The 19,259-nt window shown below is 61.0% G+C and carries 21 protein-coding genes and 2 pseudogenes; 19 read left to right on the top strand and 4 right to left on the bottom strand.

Going from position 1 to position 19,259, the window contains the following annotated elements:
• Positions 1-208: 208 nt before the first annotated feature.
• Entirely contained in the window at positions 209-1,132 is a 924-nt protein-coding gene (locus tag AB9K34_RS08900) for an alpha/beta fold hydrolase (RefSeq protein WP_369954080.1), read from the bottom strand.
• A gap of 242 nt (positions 1,133-1,374) precedes the next feature.
• Here AB9K34_RS08900 and AB9K34_RS08905 point away from each other — a divergent pair, with 242 nt between their 5' ends.
• The 7 genes and pseudogenes from AB9K34_RS08905 to AB9K34_RS08935 all read left to right on the top strand — a co-directional run.
• Entirely contained in the window at positions 1,375-2,325 is a 951-nt protein-coding gene (locus AB9K34_RS08905; protein WP_369954081.1) for a LysR family transcriptional regulator, read from the top strand.
• A gap of 184 nt (positions 2,326-2,509) precedes the next feature.
• Complete coding sequence (locus AB9K34_RS08910) at positions 2,510-3,394, top strand: amidohydrolase (RefSeq protein WP_369954082.1); 885 nt, start codon at positions 2,510-2,512, stop codon at positions 3,392-3,394.
• Positions 3,378-4,367: a TRAP transporter substrate-binding protein DctP gene (gene dctP / locus AB9K34_RS08915; protein WP_369954083.1), complete on the top strand. Its 990-nt coding sequence runs from the start codon at positions 3,378-3,380 to the stop codon at positions 4,365-4,367. The genes AB9K34_RS08910 and dctP overlap by 17 nt, the downstream gene beginning before the upstream one ends.
• Positions 4,368-4,434: 67 nt before the next feature.
• Positions 4,435-4,926, top strand: a complete 492-nt coding sequence (locus AB9K34_RS08920) for a TRAP transporter small permease (protein WP_369954084.1) — start codon at positions 4,435-4,437, stop codon at positions 4,924-4,926.
• Positions 4,923-6,206: a TRAP transporter large permease gene (locus AB9K34_RS08925; RefSeq protein ID WP_369954085.1), complete on the top strand. Its 1,284-nt coding sequence runs from the start codon at positions 4,923-4,925 to the stop codon at positions 6,204-6,206. Before AB9K34_RS08920 ends, AB9K34_RS08925 begins: the two co-directional genes overlap by 4 nt.
• 266 nt (positions 6,207-6,472) lie before the next feature.
• A pseudogene (locus AB9K34_RS08930) lies at positions 6,473-6,828 on the top strand (IS481 family transposase); the annotation flags it as partial.
• A pseudogene (locus tag AB9K34_RS08935) lies at positions 6,797-7,293 on the top strand (IS5 family transposase); the annotation flags it as partial. The pseudogenes AB9K34_RS08930 and AB9K34_RS08935, both read left to right, overlap by 32 nt.
• Before the next feature lie 128 nt (positions 7,294-7,421).
• Here AB9K34_RS08935 and AB9K34_RS08940 read toward each other — a convergent pair.
• From AB9K34_RS08940 to AB9K34_RS08950, 3 genes are all read right to left on the bottom strand, one after another.
• The gene (locus AB9K34_RS08940; RefSeq protein WP_369954086.1) at positions 7,422-7,835 is read right to left on the bottom strand and encodes a hypothetical protein; all 414 of its coding nucleotides are present in this window, start codon (positions 7,833-7,835) and stop codon (positions 7,422-7,424) included.
• Positions 7,832-9,061, bottom strand: a complete 1,230-nt coding sequence (gene repC, locus AB9K34_RS08945) for a replication initiation protein RepC (RefSeq protein ID WP_369954087.1) — start codon at positions 9,059-9,061, stop codon at positions 7,832-7,834. The genes AB9K34_RS08940 and repC overlap by 4 nt, the downstream gene beginning before the upstream one ends.
• Positions 9,062-9,350: 289 nt before the next feature.
• Positions 9,351-9,698, bottom strand: a complete 348-nt coding sequence (locus AB9K34_RS08950) for a hypothetical protein (protein ID WP_369954088.1) — start codon at positions 9,696-9,698, stop codon at positions 9,351-9,353.
• A gap of 685 nt (positions 9,699-10,383) precedes the next feature.
• Between AB9K34_RS08950 and AB9K34_RS08955 the strand changes: the two genes are divergently transcribed.
• From AB9K34_RS08955 to virB10, 12 genes are read left to right on the top strand one after another with little or no spacing between them, the layout of a single operon-like run.
• A complete protein-coding gene (locus AB9K34_RS08955; RefSeq protein ID WP_133119769.1) occupies positions 10,384-10,653 on the top strand; it encodes a hypothetical protein in 270 nt (89 codons plus the stop codon).
• Positions 10,595-11,341, top strand: a complete 747-nt coding sequence (locus AB9K34_RS08960) for a lytic transglycosylase domain-containing protein (RefSeq protein ID WP_369954089.1) — start codon at positions 10,595-10,597, stop codon at positions 11,339-11,341. The genes AB9K34_RS08955 and AB9K34_RS08960 overlap by 59 nt, the downstream gene beginning before the upstream one ends.
• A 12-nt stretch (positions 11,342-11,353) precedes the next feature.
• Complete coding sequence (locus tag AB9K34_RS08965; RefSeq protein WP_088664335.1) at positions 11,354-11,641, top strand: TrbC/VirB2 family protein; 288 nt, start codon at positions 11,354-11,356, stop codon at positions 11,639-11,641.
• A gap of 19 nt (positions 11,642-11,660) precedes the next feature.
• The gene (locus tag AB9K34_RS08970) at positions 11,661-12,002 is read left to right on the top strand and encodes a type IV secretion system protein VirB3 (protein ID WP_369954090.1); all 342 of its coding nucleotides are present in this window, start codon (positions 11,661-11,663) and stop codon (positions 12,000-12,002) included.
• Positions 12,002-14,353: a VirB4 family type IV secretion/conjugal transfer ATPase gene (locus tag AB9K34_RS08975; protein WP_369954091.1), complete on the top strand. Its 2,352-nt coding sequence runs from the start codon at positions 12,002-12,004 to the stop codon at positions 14,351-14,353. Before AB9K34_RS08970 ends, AB9K34_RS08975 begins: the two co-directional genes overlap by 1 nt.
• On the top strand, positions 14,353-15,069 hold the full coding sequence (locus AB9K34_RS08980; protein ID WP_369954092.1) for a type IV secretion system protein: 717 nt from the start codon (positions 14,353-14,355) through the stop codon (positions 15,067-15,069). Before AB9K34_RS08975 ends, AB9K34_RS08980 begins: the two co-directional genes overlap by 1 nt.
• Positions 15,070-15,080: 11 nt before the next feature.
• Entirely contained in the window at positions 15,081-15,341 is a 261-nt protein-coding gene (locus tag AB9K34_RS08985) for an EexN family lipoprotein (protein ID WP_369954093.1), read from the top strand.
• 25 nt (positions 15,342-15,366) lie between these two features.
• Positions 15,367-16,260 (top strand): type IV secretion system protein, encoded by an 894-nt coding sequence (locus AB9K34_RS08990; protein ID WP_369954094.1) that lies wholly within the window; start codon positions 15,367-15,369, stop codon positions 16,258-16,260.
• A 46-nt stretch (positions 16,261-16,306) separates the two neighbouring features.
• Entirely contained in the window at positions 16,307-16,507 is a 201-nt protein-coding gene (locus AB9K34_RS08995) for a hypothetical protein (protein WP_369954095.1), read from the top strand.
• Positions 16,504-17,190 carry a virB8 family protein gene (locus tag AB9K34_RS09000; protein ID WP_369954096.1) on the top strand — a complete coding sequence of 229 codons (687 nt, stop codon included), beginning with the start codon at positions 16,504-16,506 and terminating at the stop codon, positions 17,188-17,190. Before AB9K34_RS08995 ends, AB9K34_RS09000 begins: the two co-directional genes overlap by 4 nt.
• Entirely contained in the window at positions 17,187-18,038 is an 852-nt protein-coding gene (virB9, locus tag AB9K34_RS09005; RefSeq protein ID WP_369954097.1) for a P-type conjugative transfer protein VirB9, read from the top strand. The genes AB9K34_RS09000 and virB9 overlap by 4 nt, the downstream gene beginning before the upstream one ends.
• 2 nt (positions 18,039-18,040) lie before the next feature.
• Positions 18,041-19,207: a type IV secretion system protein VirB10 gene (gene virB10, locus AB9K34_RS09010; protein WP_369954098.1), complete on the top strand. Its 1,167-nt coding sequence runs from the start codon at positions 18,041-18,043 to the stop codon at positions 19,205-19,207.
• The last annotated feature ends 52 nt before the right edge of the window (positions 19,208-19,259 follow it).

The raw sequence follows: 19,259 nt of genomic DNA on the forward strand, positions 1-19,259 counted from the left end.
CTACCGCCTTGCCGCAATCTCATACCGCCACGCCAGAGCCGCCGCCTTCGGCCTCTGGGAAGACTATGCAGCCGAAATGGCCGCTTGACCGGCAAGGTTCCCACTCATCTCAATCAAGCGAAAACAAGTTGGCAATCCCCCTGGAACAGCACATCGCTGATCCTACAGGCGCCAGCCGGTAGTCGTTCAGTATCCACGCTCTGGAGGATCAGCGAAAGCGATGCGTCAACCATCTATCTACGAGACGCGCGATGTCCGCGTTGTTCCGGTCCATCATCAGCATGTGAGAATTGCCGTGCAAACCTTCGGAAGGAAGCCTCCGGATCTCGACACAGGAATGGCATTCGGCCCGCGAGCGGATATCCTCGCGCATGGCGGTCCATCGGGCATTGCCGTCGATATGATCGCCCAGAAGGATCAAGGTCGGCGTGGCGAAATCCTCCATATCCGCGATGGAATCGGGAATGGCGGCGGGCTCCAGCAGAACCAGCGATCTGATCAGATCGGGATGGCGCGCCGCAGCCTCAAGAGCGAAATAGCCGCCCTGCGAATGGGCGATGACGGTCGCGCCGTCGACACGGCGCAGGAGTGCCTCATAAGCGTCTAATATCAACTCGTCGGTATGGATCCAGCGCGGCACCATCTGCGCCCCGAACGCCGCCAGCGCCTCGACTGGAAAGTTGCTGTCGGCATAGGCCTGCGCGGCAAAATCATCTGGTCCGCCCTCGGCGCGGGCCTGCCCGATACGGAACCGTTCGAACACGGTTTCCAGCGTCTGCGTCACCGGCGCCGGCCATAGGCGCGGTACGGGAGCGAAGCCCGAACGTCCGCGTTCGACCGCATCGCTGACATAGACGTCCCAGCCGAACTGCAGGAAGAGCTCGCGCCAGCCGGGGCGGCCGTCAGGCGTGGTTTCCCAGCAGGCGCCGGTCAGCCCGCCGCCGTGCCAGAACAGCAGGGGATGGTCCCGGGTCGGACTCTGCTGCAGAAAATACTGCACATACATCTGGCCGATATGGTAATGACCGTTCGGATCGAAGGGGGCAGGGCGCCCGGTCTTGGTTAATCGCAACATTTCCACCGGCGCATCCCGCAGTTCCACCATGCGGCCGCCGATATGGAATGATCCCATGTCGCGGAGCCGATAGGCAGCGATGCCGTCGCTTTGGTTTCTCGGGACTGAACGCAATGCTGGACCCCTTCAGTTCAAGTCGGACGATGTCTGGTGTCTGTCGCGACCGGCGTGACACGGGTCAGCGGTTCAAAGGGCGCGAGAGCAGCGCCAAAATTTCCCAACCGCATTGCTATATCAAATCAATATTGAATATAATAGTCATTACATATCTGGTATAGAGGTTGTGTGATTTTCCCGAGATGTCAAAACTTAACCCGTTTCTTCGCAAGCTGGATCTCAATCTCCTGATCACCTTCGACATGCTGATGCAGACCCGCTCGGCTACTGAAAGCGCGCGGGAACTGAACAAGACGCAGCCGGGAGTCAGCCGCGATCTGGCCAAGCTGCGGCGCGCTATTGGCGATCCTCTGATGACCATGGTGCATGGGCGATTCGAACCGACGGAACGGGCGCATGAACTGCATGCCGGAGTGCGTGATGCCATCCGAAACCTGGAGGAGGTGCTGCGGCCGAACGCCAAATTCGTGCCCTCCAAGGCGACCGGAGTGCTGAACATCGGGATCGGTGCGCATCTTGAATTGGTCCTGTCCGGACCGCTGCTGCAGACGTTGGCCAAGCGGGCGGAAAATATCGTTCCTCGGTTCCAGTCAATTCATGGCGAGTTCGACCCGCATCTGATCGATGATGGGAAGCTCGATATCGCGATCGGGCTGTTCCGCAATATCCCCAATCGGTTTCAGAGCGAACGGCTCCTGACGGACCGGCGGGTTGCGGTTATGCGTCGCGACCATCCGTTGGCAGGAAATGCGCATATCGGTCTGGACGACCTCAACCGTTACCGGTTCTTCGCCTTCGAACATATGTTCCGGCAGCGCACCAATTTCGACGAGGCGCTGAAAGGGACGAGCCATCGGGTGGAGTTCGGGGCCTATCTGTCGGGCTTCGGGCTGAGCGGCTTTGTTCTGGAACAGAGCGATTACGTGACGACTATGCCGGCCATTGCGGCGGCGGCCAATCTGAAGCACTTCGATCTGGTCTGTCGCGGCCTCGCGGATGAGTTGACGCCGGTTGTCTTCTACCTGACATGGTCGAAACGGAACGAGGCCGACCCGATGATCCAGTGGACCGTGTCTTTGTTGCGCAGGATCGTGGCAGGCCTGCCCAATGCGACGTTAGAGGGCTGCCCCTGACCACTGCCGGGCTCCGTCGCTGATCCGTTGATTATGCCAAATTTGATATGATGATTATCTGACATGATTATTTGCAATATGCTCTGTCGGCGCGGCATAGTCCGTTGAACCTACTGGAAGTCTGTATTGGCGAACCAGAGTGACGGGTGTTGATCTGAGGGTTCGGATTGAGGGAGCATAGAAAATGAACGGTACTGCGCCCGAAACTGACACTGGTATGTCGCAAGCCTGCGACTGTCATTTCCATGTCTTCGGACCGGCCGGGACCTATCCTATGTCTCCGGACCGTATCTACACTCCGGGGGAGGCATCCTTCGAAAGTTATGGCGCCGTGCAGGCGGTCTTGGGCACACGTCGCGGCATCGTCGTCCAGCCCAGTGTCTATGGCTATGACAATCGCGCCACGCTCGACACGGTCGCCCGATCACCGGAGACGCTTCGGGCGGTTGTCGCGGTGCCGGATGAGATCGAAGACGCGGCGCTGGCTCGGTTGGACGCAGCGGGCGCGCGGGCGCTGCGGATCAACCTTGTGGGTAGGGTCGGCAGGATCTTGACGCTGCGCGATCTGGCGCAGCGGATTGCCGGTCTGGGCTGGCATATCGAGATATTTCTACACTGGACCGATCTGGCGGCGGTACGCGACTTGCTGGACGGGCTGCCGGTGCCGGTGGTGCTCGACCATTTCGGTGGACTTTCCACAGGGGTTGATGCCCGGACCGAGGGTCTGGAGATCCTGCTGTCCGTGACCGAGCGCCCCGATACTTGGGTCAAGCTGTCGGCGCCCTACAGGCTGATGGCCGATGATGGTGCTGCGCAGCACCAGGCGGTGATCGAGATCACGCAGCGTCTGATCGAGGCCATGCCGGACCGTTTGATCTGGGGTAGCGACTGGCCGCATCCCTACCATGACCGCAAAGCGCCGGAACCTGTGACCCTGACGCGGCTGCTGCGCGAGGCTTGCCCAACGGCAGAGGCCTATGACCGGATCATGGCTCGAAATGCAGCCATTCTTTACGGCTTTGACATCAGTCCTGATACATGGGAGGAAACTAATGAACCTTATCGGTAAAACTGTCCTGGTGACACTCTTTGCTCTGGCCGTCGCGTCCGCATCGATTGCGGCAGACGTCAAGATGAAAGTCACCTGGAACACGGCAGACAATCCAAAGGATCCATATGCGATCACCGCGCATCTCTGGCAGGAGAAGCTGAACGAGTTGATGCCGGATACCTTTGAACTCCAGTTCTTCCCCAATGCGCAGATCGGCGATGAAAAGCTGGCGCTGGAGGGCATGAGGTTCGGGACCATCGACGCCGCACTGGTGACCAATGCGATGATCGCCACGATCGAACCGGATTTCCAGGTTCTTGACCTGCCGTTCCTGTTCAAGGATGAGGCAATGGCGCACAGGGTTCTCGACGGGCAGGTGGGAGAGCTACTGCTCTCCTCGCTGGAGGATAAGGGCATTGTCGGGCTTGGCTTTGCCGAAGGCGGGTTTCGCCACATGATCAACAATGCCCGCCCAGTGGCGACCCCCGACGATGCCCAAGGCATCAAGTTCCGCGTGATGCAGAACCCGGTTTTCATCGGTCTGTTCAAATCCATCGGCAGCAATCCAGTACCGATTTCCGGCGCGGAGGCCTATGCGGCCACCCAGCAGGGCACGGTCGACGGGCTGGAACTGCCGCTGGCGGTCATTGAATCCAATGGCTATGACGAGGTGACGAAATACCTGTCGCTGACCCGGCATACCTACTCGGCCATCGGCGTTCTGATGTCCAAAAGGTTCTATGACAAGCTCAGCGAGGAGCAGCGCGCTGCCGTGCGCGAGGCTGCTTTGGCGGCGATCGCGGAAGAGCGGGTTGCAACCCAGAAGAACGCGGCGGAGACGGTGAAGATCCTCGAAGAACGCGGCATGACTGTGAATGACATCGAGGATGTGAAACCTTTCCGCAAGCTGGTTCAGCCGGTCTACGAGGAATTCCGCAGCGAGATCAGCCCGGAAGTCTTCGATGGGGCCATGTCCGCAACGTCCGAATAAAGGGAAACCTGATCCGTACCCGGTCCGCAGCTTGGTCCCGGGTGCTGGTCGCACGGCAGGATATGGCATGATACGCGTTTTTGATGAAATTTCGGTCTGGCTGAGCAGGATGACACGGCTGCTTGTCATGGGAATGACCGCAGTGCTGATCGGGGCTCTGGTGGTTCAGGTCTTTTCCCGATACGTGCTGGGATCGGCCTTTTCCTGGACGGAAGAGCTTGCCATCACCCTGTTCTGCTGGGTCATCCTGCTGGAGGCGGCGTCGGCGATCCGCGACAAAGCGCATGTCTGTGTCGATGCACTACTGCGGATATTTCCGGAAGCGATTCGGGGTGCGATCGAAAGGCTGATCGCCATGGCGATCCTGACCTTCTGCGTCTTTACCTTCTGGAGTGGCTGTCTCTACGTCTCCGACACGGCGGGGCAGGTCTCCCCGGCGCTGCAACTTCCGGTTTGGTTAGTCTATCTCTCGGTGCCGGTATTCGGGTTCGTCGGGGCCGTGCATGCTCTGCTGAGGGTCCTTCTTCCGCTGGACCATACATCTGAGGTCGTATTATGAGCGCTACTGCCTGGACCCTGCTGGTCACCTTCGCTGGCGGTATGCTGCTGGGTGCCCCCGTTGCGGTGGTACTGGGGCTGGCTGCGATCTTTGGTCTGCTGGTGGCCGATTATCCGCTGATCGTCTTTGCCCAGCGGTTGGTCGCCGGAACGCAGGTCTTTACGCTGCTGGCCATCCCCGGGTTCATCCTGATGGGAGAGCTGATGATGCGCGGCGGGTTGTCGCGCCGTCTTGTGAACGTGGGCGACGTTCTGGTGCGCCATATCACCGGCGGGCTAGGCATGGTCACCGTTGTCTCCGCCACCTTCTTTGCCGCGATTTCCGGCTCCGCCCCCGCGACCACCGCTGCCATCGGCGGGATCATGATTCCCGAGATGGAGCGGCGCGGCTGGCAGCGCCGGTTCTCCGCCGCGCTGGCCACCGCCTCTGGCCCAATCGGGCAGATGATCCCGCCGTCCATTCCCATGATCATCTGGGGCGTGGTGTCGGAGGACTCGATCACCAAGCTTTTCCTGGCCGGGATAATCCCGGGCCTGCTTATCGCCATTGGGCTGATTGGCGTCAGCTATGTCCACGCCCGGCGCAATGGTATCTTGCGCGAGGCTAACCGGGCAACGGGGCGAGAGATTAGGCGCGCCCTGTGGGACGCCAAATGGTCTTTGCTGGCACCATTTGTCATTCTGGGGGGGATCTACGGTGGTGTTTTCACCCCGACGGAGGCTTCGGCGATTGGCGTGGTCTATGCGCTGATCGTCGGCTTTTTTGTGCATCGCGAGTTGAAGCTGGCCGATCTGGGCACGATCCTGCACAGGTCGATCCGGACCACGACGATTGTCTGCTTCATCATCGCTACGGCCTCTGCCTTTGGTTGGCTGGTCGCGTTTGAGCAGCTGCCCGCCACGATCGCCAATGCGATGCTGTCGATCTCGGACAACTGGATCGTGATCCTTCTACTCATCAACCTGATGCTGCTGATCATCGGAGCGCTGATGGACAATATCGCGGCGATGATCATCCTCGGCGCCATTCTGACGACGATCGCGGACAAGATCGGCATCGACCCTATCCAGTTTGGCGCCATGGTAGTCATCAATCTGGCCATCGGTATGGCGACGCCGCCCTTCGGCTATTCGCTGTTCATCGGGTCGGCCATTTCCGACGTGTCCATCGAGAAGATCACCGTGTCTATCTGGCCGATGATTCTGGTGATGGTCTTCGTGCTGATGCTGGTGGCCTTTGTGCCGCCGCTGACACTGCTGCTGCCATCTCTGTTCGGATAAACGGCGGCGAGTTGCGGGATTAGTATCAGCCGGGAACCGGGCGGTATGTGCCCCGGATCCTCCTGGCGGCGAAGGAATGAGCGATGTCCAACATCTGCGGAGCCAGGTCGAAGGCATTGGATATGGGTATTGCGGTATGAACTTGCGGTGAGGCGGTAGCGCGGCAATGACGCCGGTATTGTGATGCCCGCAGTCGCCGTGACCGCAGTTGTTTGATCCCACGGTTTGATGGTGCAGTCCTTTCGAAGGAATGGAAGGGAAGCATTATGAGACAAGTTCGTCACGGAAGCGCCACGACCACGTACGCCCTCAGAGCAGCAATACAGCGATCGCAAGCTTCGATCGCGACGTTGAGCCGGGAGATCGGGATCAATCCCAAGACGGTTGCGAAGTGGCGTAAACGGCAGACGGTCGAGGTTCTCAAAACCGGGCCAAAGGAGCCAGGTTCCATCGTTCTGTCCGAGGCTGAGGAGGAAATGGTTGTGGCGTTTCGGCGGCACACGCTACTGTCGCTGGATGATGTCTTTACACCTCGCAGCCGTCCATCCCCAACCTGACGCGATCTGCGCTGCATCGATGCCTTCAGCGCTACGGCATCTCGCGGCTGGTCGTCAAAGAGGGGGCCTGAACGCCAGATCAAGCGCACCAAAGGCGGGATGAACACTAAGCTGCACGCCGTTGCCGACGCCAAAGGGCGCCCGCTGCGGTTCTTCATGACGGCGGGTCAGGTCAGCGACTATACCGGCGCGGCAGCTCTTCTGGGTCGTCTGCCAAAGGCCGATTGTCTGCTGGCAGATCGGGGCTATGATGCGGACTGGTTCAGGGAAACCTTGAAAGACAAGGGGATACGCCCTTGCATCCCAGGAAGAAAGTCACGCAGTAAGGCCATCCGCTACGACAAGCGGAAATACAAACGGCGCAACCGCCCCTCTCGTGACATTGCTGCGCAATGCACTGCCGGGCAGTGATCGAGATCATGTTCGGCCGTTTGAAGGATTGGCGTCGCGTGGCCACACGCTACGACAGATGTGCGAAGACAGTCCTCTCCGCCATCGCGCTTGCCGCAACAGTACTCTTCTGGTTTTGACGATCAATGAGGCTGGGGCTTACCATTTCTGAAGCCGAAAGAGAATGTAATGCGACGCGTTATGTAACATAAACTTCACTATCGGATTTTGACCTAGCGCAAGATTTCACCATAGAAATCTTCCTCTATCACCTCCCTGCGGAAGATTTCCTGGCGGCGCCGGCATAGCCGGTGCCGCCAGCGTTTGGTCGATAATCCAAGAAGAGTTCGCCGGTATCCTTCATGGCGACACTTTGCGGACGAAACCCTTCATCGCCCTGACCAGCTTTGCCCGGCTCTGTCGTCTCCAGCACTTGTTGGTAGTCGGAAGCCGCGGCTCGCGCATCATCCCTGATCCGGCCCGACGTTTCGTTCAGACAGTTCAGATAATCCTCGACCTCGCTGAAGTAGCGCCGAAACTCCGCCCGGACCTCGGACCCGGAAAACCCAGCATCGAGAAGATACGCGGACTCCGGCTTGATCGGCTCTATACAAAGCTCTTGCGCCGCCCCAGGCTCTGCGAGCGCCGCCATCATGGCGGCGGATAAGATGACCGGTTTCAATGGCGCCTCCTGTTCCGTTCGTTCAGCCCGATCAGGCTTCCCATGATGTTCAAAGAACCGGTCCGCTGCGCCCGCACCATGCCCCGGAGATAGCCCCCTGCGGAAAGAATGGTGACCTCAGGATCAGCAACCTTTGCATCGGTAATCAGAACACAAAGCATCGCCGTATCCTCTTCCAGAGCATCCACGGCTTCCTCCCATGCAGATGGATGGATCCCCAACTCAGGCAGGCGCTTCTGCGCGGCGATCACGAAGGAATGGAAATCCAGCCTGCCGCGCCTTTGTCTCTCGATGTCGAGCCACATCTTCATCTCTTCGGAACAAAGGCCATACAGATGGTCACAGCCCAGGTTCTGAATGAATTTGGACTTGTGCGCCTCGCTGGCAACCCCATCCTGCCATTCTAGGCAACGGACGCTGCCGCCAGGCTGCGGCCCAGAAACGGTGGATCGCGTGGACTTGCCCACGCTCCGCATATCGACATGGTCGTTACAAGGTACTTCGTTAGAATCTTGAGTTGTATCTTGTATATGAGAGCGCTCGTTTTCGAGCGGTCGATCATGCGTTTCACGCAGCAATTGAGACGCGGAAATCGTCAGCGCTTCGGCGTCAGCCTCGTGGTTCTGAAGATCTTCGAGCGACATCCGATGAAGCGCCTGGCCTGACGGCCACCCTGCAAACTTCTGCTGGATGCGCTCGACCTCGGCTGACATGCCCTGACACTCGATCAGCTCGCACAGGATGCCTTTCAGGTGCCGCTTGTGCGAACTGCGTTGCCCTCGCAGACGGGCATGAGCCCTGCGATCTGCCTCGAGCTCATCGCGCAGTGACAGGAACTCGTCGACGCGTGCGATCGCGGCACCAAAGAAGACGCCGCAACCGGAAAAGCCGGACCGCGCACCATTGGCCATTGTCCGCTTCTCAATGAGCCCCAAGCGGACTAGCGCCGCCTCGTGTTGCCGGATACGACAGGCCGTGACGCCACGCTTGTGCGCGATCTCGCTCTGGCTGAGGTAGCAGCAGGGCTCCTCTGTGCCGCGCTTGAACGCACTCGGCTTGGTCGCCGCGATCATCGTGCGGAAAGTCATCATCGCCGCAGCACCGATGCCAAGGCTGAACGCAACCGCATCGACAAGAGCGACGAAGCCGTCGCGCTCCATGCCCCGCGGAAGTGTTGGTTTGACGGCCTCGAACCGTCGGACAGGTAAAGCTCGGGGTACATGCATCTATTCGTTCCTCGTTCGTCTGAAGCGAGGCGGCGGCAGGCAAACGTCTACGGGTCGCACAAATGCGTTTTGACTTGTCTGCAAGGTGGGGAAGCTGATAGGCTAAACCATGATTACGGATGATTACGGGCTTGCCGGCCCTGAGTCCCTCAGCCCCCGTGGAAGGTTGCCGCCTTCGCGGGGGTTTTAAATTCTTAAGTCCTTAGTGTTCCTCTCCGTCATGGCCTTCGTTGCCTCATTTTTGCGCCCTTGGCGTACCCAGCATCGGCGATGCCAGCACCTGCGGTGATCAGTAATTCACCTGCTCGTAGCCATAGTTTCCCTGATAGTCGGTCCAATCGATGAAGACGGCCCTCCGGTAGAGGCTCGGACAGCTTTCGCCCCAACCGGCGAGACCTTCGAATGCGTCCGGTAGTGAGGTCACCGAACCGCTGGACCAGCTGAAGTCGCCCTGCACCCCATAGGTGCCGACGCGGATCTTTTCGCTTCGCCGACAGTCGCCATCACCGCTTTCTCGCTGCCGGGCATACTCGACGTTGTAGACGCGGATGGAGCGGACGAAGTCATACTCGGCCCCGCTGATGTCGACATCAGCCACGCCGTTTTCATCGGCATAATCCGCGATCAGCGACTGCATCTCGTCCCGCCCCGACCTCGGGGGGACCACACCCTCGGAAACAGCCGAGAATGGCGGCGGAACCGAAGGTCCAGGCCTGCCGAACGCCTGATAGAGGAGCGGCAAAGCCCTCTCATCTTCAGGTGGGCGGTAGCCCACACCCAAGGGGCAATTCCAGATCTGCAAGGGCGGCTCCACCGGCCAGGGCGTGATCCTGCTGATGAAGACAGATCGCGCCTCGTTGCACTCGGTGCTTCCGGGCCAGCCTCCCGCCAGACAGATGAGGATCGCGCAGTCTACTTGGTAGGCTTGCGCAGCGGGAGGTGCCGCCAGGAGTAGGCCCGTACAGGTCAGGGCGGTCGCGGCACCACGCTTCATCGCGTGTCCAAGATATAACAAAGCTTCTGGCCCCTCGGAACTTAACTCGGCATGTCCCCGCCGGCGCTCCGCTCTCGGGATGGTCACAGCTGGGTGATCATCCTATAGCCGAGGGAGGCAAGGATAGCGCCAAACTTCCAGAGGAAGCGCTATTTGTCAAATACGCTAGATGGCATACTAGCGCTTTGATAATCTATAGGCGGATTTATGTCGTTTGGCGCTTTTTTCAAATTTGGGCTTTAACGTTGAAAAAAGTCGTGATTCAAGGATACGCAGCATCTGTCCAGAAATTCCCAACGACAGGTGTCAGCCAATGTGGAACCCACGCGTGATTACGACTGATGCAGTGCAAAACTTCCTCGAGAAGGGTGGCAAGCTCGACTACCGCCCGATTCACACCCCAAAAGGATGGAACTGGGAGCTCTGGGCTGTTCAGACGAACGGCGCGGCCAGCCCGGTCATTTCCTCGAAGACTGGCGAAGCCCGCGTCTTCAAGTCTTCCGACGCGCTGGTCAGCTTCCACATGCGCATCTTCCCTGATGCCGAAGGCGTTTGGGTGCCTGCCCCGAAATCTGGACAAGACGAAGACACCGAGTGATCGCCTCGGCGCTCTGCGCTGGCTGATCCTCAGACCGCTCTGCGGTTCCCTCCTCTCCCTCTCGATCCTCTCCGCATTCACCGTCGGCTCGCCGCGCCTCGCGCTGACTGAGCCCATGAATGCCACCGCGTTCCGGGCCGTCGCTGAAAACTGCGCGCCCGGTGTCGCCCCCTCCATCATGGAAAAGCTCGTCTCCGCCGAGAGTGGCTTCGACCCGTTCGCCATCGGCGTGAACGGCCCGGATCGGGCATCCTATGCGCCGCGCTCCGCCAATGAGGCCGCACAGATCGCCGCCCGCCTGATCGCAGAAGGAAAGTCCATCGACATGGGCCTAGGGCAGATCAACAGCGCCAACTTGTCCTGGCTCGGACTGACGCCTGCCACCGTGTTCGATGCCTGCCGCAATCTGACGGCGGCGGAAACCGTGCTGCGCGACGGCTATGACCGGGCACGCGATGCCGGAGCGGACCAGACACAGGCCCTGCACCAGGCACTTTCCTCCTACAACACCGGCTCTTTCACGCGTGGTTTCCACAACGGCTATGTGGCCCGCGTGCTGGGAGAGGGGTCCGTGACCGCCCCCTCGTACGACAAGCGGTCATCCTCCCTGAGCGACGACAAGGACAGCGCGAAACGATGGGACGTGTTCGGCGCGGCCACCGGATCGAACGCCTTGGTTTTCCAATAGAAGGACGCAACCATGAAGACCTTTCTGACCCGCCACCGGAGCATCGGCGCCCCGATGTTCCTGGCTGCGGTCCTGACCGCAGCGGCGCAGCCCGCCGCCGCAGCAGGTTTCACCGACTTCCTGAACAACATCCTCGACGAGTTCGAAAGCGCCAAGCAGCCCATTGCCCTGATCGCGCTCATGTTCATCGGCGCGGGCTGGCTCTTCAACTTCGTCGACCTGCGCCGTGCCGCCTGGGCCGTGGGCGGTGTCGTCCTGATCTACGCCTCCTCCGAGGTGCTGAGCATGATCACCGGCTGACCGGCAGGGAGGGCCCAGAATGAACACTGCAATGGAAAAGGTGAAGATGAACGAGGACGTGCTGTTCCTCGCCCTCACGCGCCCGGCGATGATCTTCGGCATCCCTGTCGAAGCCTTCGCCATGTGCTGCGGCATCGGCGGGCTGGCGATGATCGCCGCGGACTCGATCTTCTACCTGCCCATTGCGCTCCCCTTGCTCGGCGTCTCTCGCCTGATCGTCGAGCGCGATCAGAACGCGTTCCAAATCCTGTTTCGCTGGCTGGACACAAATGCCCGGTGCCGGAACCGGAGCCTCTGGGGGGGATCATCGACATCCCCCCTGCGTCTCCGCCGCCTCTACAAGATCGAGGAGATCGACTGATGGGCCTGCTCGACAAGATCAAGACGGAGAACACGGCAGACCGCTACTTACCCTTCATCCGCCATTCGGACGCGCACACGATCATCACCCGCAACCGGGGTGCCTTCCAGATGCTGAAGCTTGAGGGCGTCTCCTTTCGCACGGCGGATACCCAGCTCATCAACACGCTGCACAACCAGCTCAGCCACGCGCTGCGCAACATCGCCGACGACACCGTCATGGCCTATGTCCATGTGGTCCGGGCCACCGATGACGACTATCCGGCTGGCACCTTCGTCACCGACCTCGCCCGCTGGATCGACGAAAGCTATCGCAGCCGGATCGAGGCCAAGCGCCTGTTCCGGAACGATCTGTATCTGACCGTCTACATGCAGCCCCGCAGCCTGCCCGGTGGTCGGCTGGCAAAGGGCGTCCGTCGTGCCCGCACCAGCCAGATCGAGGTGGACCAGGATCTTCTGGACGATCTCGACGACAAGACCACGCAGCTGACCCGCAGCCTCAGCCGCTTTCGGCCACGAAAGCTCTCGATCATCCAGGACCACCGAGACCTTCTGATCTCCGAGCCTGCCAGTGTTCTGAAGCAACTGATCTCTGGTCGGTATGAGCCGGTCCCGCTGGTTCACGGGACCATCGGCAATGCGATCTACACTGACCGGGTGATCTTCGGGCGGGAGGCGCTGGAAATCCGCCATGCCGCCGCCAGCACCTATGGCGCGATGTTCGGCATCAAGGAATATCACGCCCGTACGCGCCCGAACATGTTCGACAGCCTGCTGACGGCCCCCTTCCGCTTCGTCCTGACCCAGTCCTTCCGCTGCACCGCGAAGAACGAGGCCATGCGCCAGATGACCCTCAAGGAAGGGAGGCTGCGCAACGCGAATGACCCCGCCGTGTCCCAGGCTGACGGGCTGCGCGACGCCCGCGACGACCTGATGTCGGGCGAGTTCGTGATGGGCGAGCATAATCTGTCCCTGGCCGTCCTGAGCGATGACGCCAAGGAGCTGAAAGCCCGCGCGGCCGATGCGCATAACCTCTTGTCGGAATCCGGGGCTGTCGTCGCCCGCGAAGACATGGGGCTTGAGCCGCAATTCTGGGCGCAGCTTCCCGGCAACCACGCGCACCGGGCGCGGGTCGCGATGGTGACCAGCCGCAACTACACGGCCATGTCGCCGCTGCACAATTACCCGACCGGCCACCGGCACGGCAACGAATGGGGCGATGCGGTCAGCAAGCTTCAGACCAGCGCGGGGAGCCCCTTCTACTTCAATTTCCATGTCGGCGATCTCGGTCACACCTTCATCTGCGGCCCCTCCGGCTCCGGCAAGACGGTGGTGCAGACCTTCCTGCTGTCGCAGCTGGAAAAGTTCGGGGTGAAGCGCGTCCTCTTCGACAAGGACTACGGGGCCGAGATCTTCGTCCGCGCCTCGGGCGGCTCCTATCTCGATTTCCAGTCCGGTCGCCCGACCGGCTGCGCGCCGTTCATGGCGATCGAGCTTGATGCCGACGGCCAAGCTTTCATGGTCGAGCTGGTCAAATCCATGCTGGGCGGTGAGCGCGCAACCTTCTCCGCCGAGGACATCCGGCGGATCGAGATGGCCGTCACGGGCCTGTCCAACCTGCCGCGCACTGGCCGCACCGTCTCCGCCCTGCGCGAGTTGCTGGGGTTTGGTGGCGGTGCGGAAGACATCGGCAACCGTCTGGATCGCTGGCTGAGCAACGAACGGCTCGGCTGGGTCTTCGACAATCCTGAAGACACCATCGCCTTCGATGCCGATCTCGTGGGCTTCGACATCACGGCCTTCCTCGATGACCCGGAAATCCGCAACCCGATCATGATGTACCTCATGCGCCGGGTCGAAAACCTGATCACCGGCCAGCGCATCGCGATCTTTATCGACGAGTTCTGGAAGGCCCTGTCGGACCCCTACTTCTCGGACTTCGTGAAGAACAAGCTCAAGGTTATCCGCAAGCAGAACGGCATCATCGTGGCCGGGACGCAGTCGGCCTCCGACGTGGTAAACAGCCCCATTGCCCGAACGATCATCGAGCAATGTGCCAGCCAGATCTTCTTCGGTTCCGACCGCGCCAGCCGCAAGGACCTGGTAGACGAGTTTGGCCTGTCCGAACGTGAATTCCAGATTGTCCGCGACGAGCTGCCCCTCGGCCATTTCCTGATCAAGCAGGCGCAGAACTCGGTGGTCTGCGACCTCGACCTGTCCGGCCTCGATGACGTGCTGACCGTCCTGTCAGGCCGCACCGCCACCAACGCCATCATGCACGCGCTGATGCAGGACCACCCTGCCCCGAAAGACTGGCTCCCGCGCCTGTTCCAGAAAAGGAAGGACCTCTGATGACAAGGCTTCTCATGTCAGCCGCTGTGCTGGCCCTGTCCCTCTCCGCCACGGCCCACGCTCAGGGCGTGCCCGTGGTCGATACGGCAGCCATCGCCAACGCCAAGGCCGAGTTCGTCAAGGAAATCGCCCAGATGGTCGAAGAGCTGGAACAGGCCAAGGCGCTCTATGCTTCGATCAACGGCCTGACGGACATGGATTCCATCGTCAGCGCCCTGAACTCGCCCGATGTCCGCGAACTTCTCGGGCCGGATGCAATGCAGATCGCCAGCGACTTCGACATTGATCTCAATGACCTCGGTGATCTGGCAGGCAAGGCGCAGGATGCAGCCGACTTCTCCTCGCTGGATGGGGCCAACATCGACGCCGATGATTTCTACCAGAGCGAACTGGATCGCATCCGCAACCAGTCGGCCCGCGACACCGCTGTCGGGGATCGGATCGTGTCGCTCTCCGATGACCGGCTGGCGGGGCTGGAACAACTGCGCAGCAAGATCGGCTCCGTCTCCACCCAGAAGGAGGTGGACGCCCTGAACGCCCGGATCGCGGTGGAACAGGCCATGCTCCAGAACGACACCAACCGCATTCAGGGCCTCGCCATGCTCCAGCAGGCCCAAGCCAAGGTGGAAGAACAGCGCCAGACCGAAATCGCGGTACAACGCCGCATGAGGGAAGAGGCTGCTTTCGAACGCCTTTATGGCCCTGACGCATTTTGAAGGAGATCACTATGACACCCCAGACACCCATTCTCGCGGCCTTGACCGCCACCGTCCTGCTCATGGGCTGCAAGGAGGAGGAGAACCGGACAGTCGACTACTATTCGTCCAACCCGGAAGAACGCGCTGAGGTGCTGGCAACCTGCGAAGTCTCTGATCGGGCATCTGAGGACGCGAATTGCGTCAATGCTGATTTGGCAGAGCAGCAGGCCAAGCGAGACCAGGATCGCGAAGGTTTCCAGAAAACATTCGGGGACCCGTCGTTCGACTGAACCGGGACACGGAAGGACCGCCACCATGCTGCAAGCGCTCTACGACAATTTTGCTGACAGTCTCACCGAAAAGATGAACGACATCAGCAGCACCATCTCTTCCGAGCTGACTGCACCGCTGACGGCGGCCCTGACGATCTACCTGTTTCTCTATGGCTGGGCGATCATCCGTGGCTCCATCCACGAACCGCTGATGGATTTCACCCTGCGCGGCGTGAAGCTGGCGATCATCTGGACCCTCGTGTCTAGCGCCGGCGATTACTCGTCCTGGGTCGGGGACACGATCCTCAACGGCATCCCTGATTTCGTGGAAACGCTGACCGGCGGCTCGACCGACCTGCCCTCCGATCCCGTGATGGCGATGGCGGGCCGGATCAGTGCCGAGGTGCAGGACCAGTACGGCTCGGGCATCGCGGGCTCGATCTATGGCTATGTCCTGTCGATCGTCGTGATCATCGCCGCCGTGCCCTTTGCCGCAATCGCCTTCGTGATCAGCCTCCTCGTTCATTTCGGGTTGGCGCTCATGGCGGCCATCGGCCCGCTCTTCGTCGCCTTTGCCCTCTTCGATGTCACGCGCGGCTGGTTCTTTGCCTGGCTGGGTCAGACCCTGAACTTCGCCCTGCTGAAGCTTCTGGTCATCGTCCTCATGCTGGTGGTCACCTCCTTCATCGGCGACGTCTATTCGAGCTTCAGCATCGAGGACGGCGCGGCGGCAGTCTCTGCATTCCTAGTCGCAATGGCCTGCGGCACGATCTTCTTCTTCCTGCTTCCCTCCATCGCGGCGGCGTTGAGCGCCGGCGCCGGTACTTCGACCGGCGCCGTACAGCGCTTCGTGGAGCGGAAGCTTCTGGGAAATGCGGCACCCCGACAGGGAGGCAGCACGCCCCCGTCCGGCGGCTCCGCGACACGACAGAGCTGAGGCGGACAAATCCACCTCGTCCACGATTAGACTCCAAGGTTACGCGATGAAGAAACTTGTCCTCCTGATGGCCGTCCTCAGCATTTCGGCCTGCGCCACGACCACGCCGCTGCCGGATGTGAAAGGCTCGGTCGTCCGCCCTCTGAACCCGACCAAATGGGATTATCAGGCCGCCGTCCTCGATAAGCAGAAGGAAATCGGCGTCACGCCCCAAATCGCGTACACGCGGGAGGGAGACGACGCATGACGGTATCGCAGGACAAGGACCTCGCCGCCTATCTGAAGGAGGCCCGCAGCTTCGATTATGACAGCCGCCTCGCCGCCGAACGCTCCAAGCGGACAGCCTGGATCATCGCCTGGGCCGCCAGCGTCATAGCGCTGACCAGCTTGGCCGCTGTTGGCTTCATGGCTCCGCTCAAGGAAGTGGTGCCCTTCGTCATCCGGGTCGATCAGGCGAGCGGCGTGCCCGAGGTCATGACCCGTCTCAGCGACGGCCAAACCACCTATGACGAGGCCGTCACCCGCTATTTCCTCGCCCGCTATGTCCGTGAACGCGAGGGCTACACCTATGCCGAGCGGGAAGCGATCTTCCACGAGGTGACGCTGATGTCTTCGCCAGAGGAACAGGCCCGCTTCTCGACCTATTACAACGGCTCCAACCCCAAGAGCCCGCAATACGCCTATGGCACCGACACCAAAGCCGAGATCAAGATCCGCTCGATCTCCTTCCTGAATGACGGGCTGGCACAAGTCCGGTTCTACAAGACCGAGACCAACGAACGCGAAAACCTGACGGCGCAAAGCCTCTGGGTCTCGACCATCGGCTTCGACTTCGACGCCGATGCGGAGATCAGCGCCGAGGATCGCACGATCAATCCTCTTGGCTTCATCGTCAGCACCTATCGGGCCGACCCGGAGGTGACGGAATGATCCTGCGTACAGCCCTCATCACCTGTCTGGCGCTCAGCGCCGCTGCGCCTGCCTTGGCGCTCGACATCCCGAACCCTTCGCGCTCCGACAGCCGCGTTCGGTCCGTCAGCTACAACGAATGGGACGTGGTCCGTGTCGTCGGCACCCTGCGGACTTCCGTGCAGGTTGTCTTTGCCCAGACCGAGGAAATCATCGACGTGGGCAGCGGTGACACCGTCGCCTGGGAGATCGTGCCGCGCGGCAACATCCTCTATCTCAAGCCACGCGAGACCAACCCACCGACCAACCTCCAGATCGCGACCATGCGCGAGGATGGCACCACCCGGACTTATTCCTTCGAGCTGATCGTCCGGGACGGCGCGATCACCAACAACTCCAAGGATGTCTATTTCCAGATCAGGTTCGCCTACCCGACCGACGAGGCCAACCGCCGCCGCGCAGAAGCTGCTGACCAGAAAGCACGGGCGCAGGAAGAGGCCGCCAAGGCACGGCTGGCCGAATCCGTGGCAACTTCTGGCTCGAAGAACTGGCGCTATCTGGTCGCCGGATCGCATGACCTCCAGCCCTCGCAGGCCTACGACAACGGGGAAATGACGGTTCTGTCCTTCTCGCGGATGAACCGGATGCCCTCAGTCTTTGTGGTGGACAGCACCGGCACCGAGCGCATGGCGAACACCACCGTCCGCAAAAACCAGATCATTGTGCATGATGTGGCCCCCGAAATGCGCCTGCGCCTCGGGAACCAGGTCACCGCACTCTACAACATGGGGCTGGGATCTTCGTCTGGTGGCTACACCGGCACCGGCACCAGCAGCCGCTCCGTGCAGCGCGAAATCATCGGACAGTAATCATGACGACTGAAGAGCAAGCACCGCAGGACGGTGCGCCCGAACCCGTTGAGAACGGCATCGAGGGCGAGCGCGGCATCTCCTCGATCACCAGCGCCAAATCCGCCGGTCTGAACGAGAAGAACAAGAAATTCCTCGTGGCCGCTGGCCTGGTCTTTCTTGGCACGATGGCCTTCCTCCAATGGCCTTCCGACGAAGAGCCTACACCGCCCGAAGAAACCGAGCGCCAACAGACCACGATCCGGCCTGGGCAGAACTTCGAGCCTGCGGAACTGCCCCAAGACCAGGAGCAACAGGACCAGCCAGAGGTGGCCGACCCCGCCCCCGAAACCCCGGTTGGCCCGATCGAGCGCGTGCGCCGCGAAGAACAACTGACCCCGGCGGAGCCGAGCGAGGCCGAACAGCTTTACGAGTCCTCGAAGCGCGCGCCTGTCATGGCCTATCAGGGCAATCTGACGGGCCTTGCCGGATCGGCGGCCCAGGCAGGCACCGATGCCGGGGCCAATCTCTTTGGCGGCTCGGCCGAGGGCGCGGGCGGCAAGCTGACGGGACTGGCGGCTGAACTTGTCACCAGCGACCGGCAATCGGAAAAAGCCACCGTCCTCGCCCATCCGAACCTGACCGTGACGCAGGGCACGACGATCCCCTGTTCACTCGATACGGCGATGGACTCGACGGCCCCTGGCATGGTCCGCTGCACCGTGACCGACGATGTCTATTCGACCACGGGCGCGGTGATCCTGCTGGATCGCGGCACCCGTGTCATTGGCGAGTACAAGGGCGGGATGCAGCGGGGCCGCAAGCGCCTCTTCGTCATCTGGACCCGTGCCGAAACCCCAAACGGCGTGATCGTGAACCTCGGTTCTCCCGGTGCCGATGCCCTTGGTCGTACCGGCTTCGATGGCGACATCGACACCCAGTTCTGGACCCGCTTCGGCGGCACGATGATGCTGTCGATCATCGACGATGCCCTGATCGTCGCCACCACCTCCGGCGATGGCGAAGATGCCTCTTACGAGAACTCCCGCGCGGCGGCGCGCAGCCTCGCCCAGACGGAGCTAGAAAACACCATCGACGTGCCCGTGATCCTGCGGAAAAACCAAGGCGAAGAGGTCTCGGTCATGGTGGCCCGCGATCTCGATTTCTCCGGCGTCTACCGGCTGAAATGATGGAGAGGCCCATCCTGCCGCAAGAGAGGCCCGTGCCCCCGGCGCTGGCCTC

Origin of the sequence: Sedimentitalea sp. XS_ASV28 (assembly GCF_041224545.1) — a bacterium.
Lineage (GTDB): Bacteria > Pseudomonadota > Alphaproteobacteria > Rhodobacterales > Rhodobacteraceae > Sedimentitalea.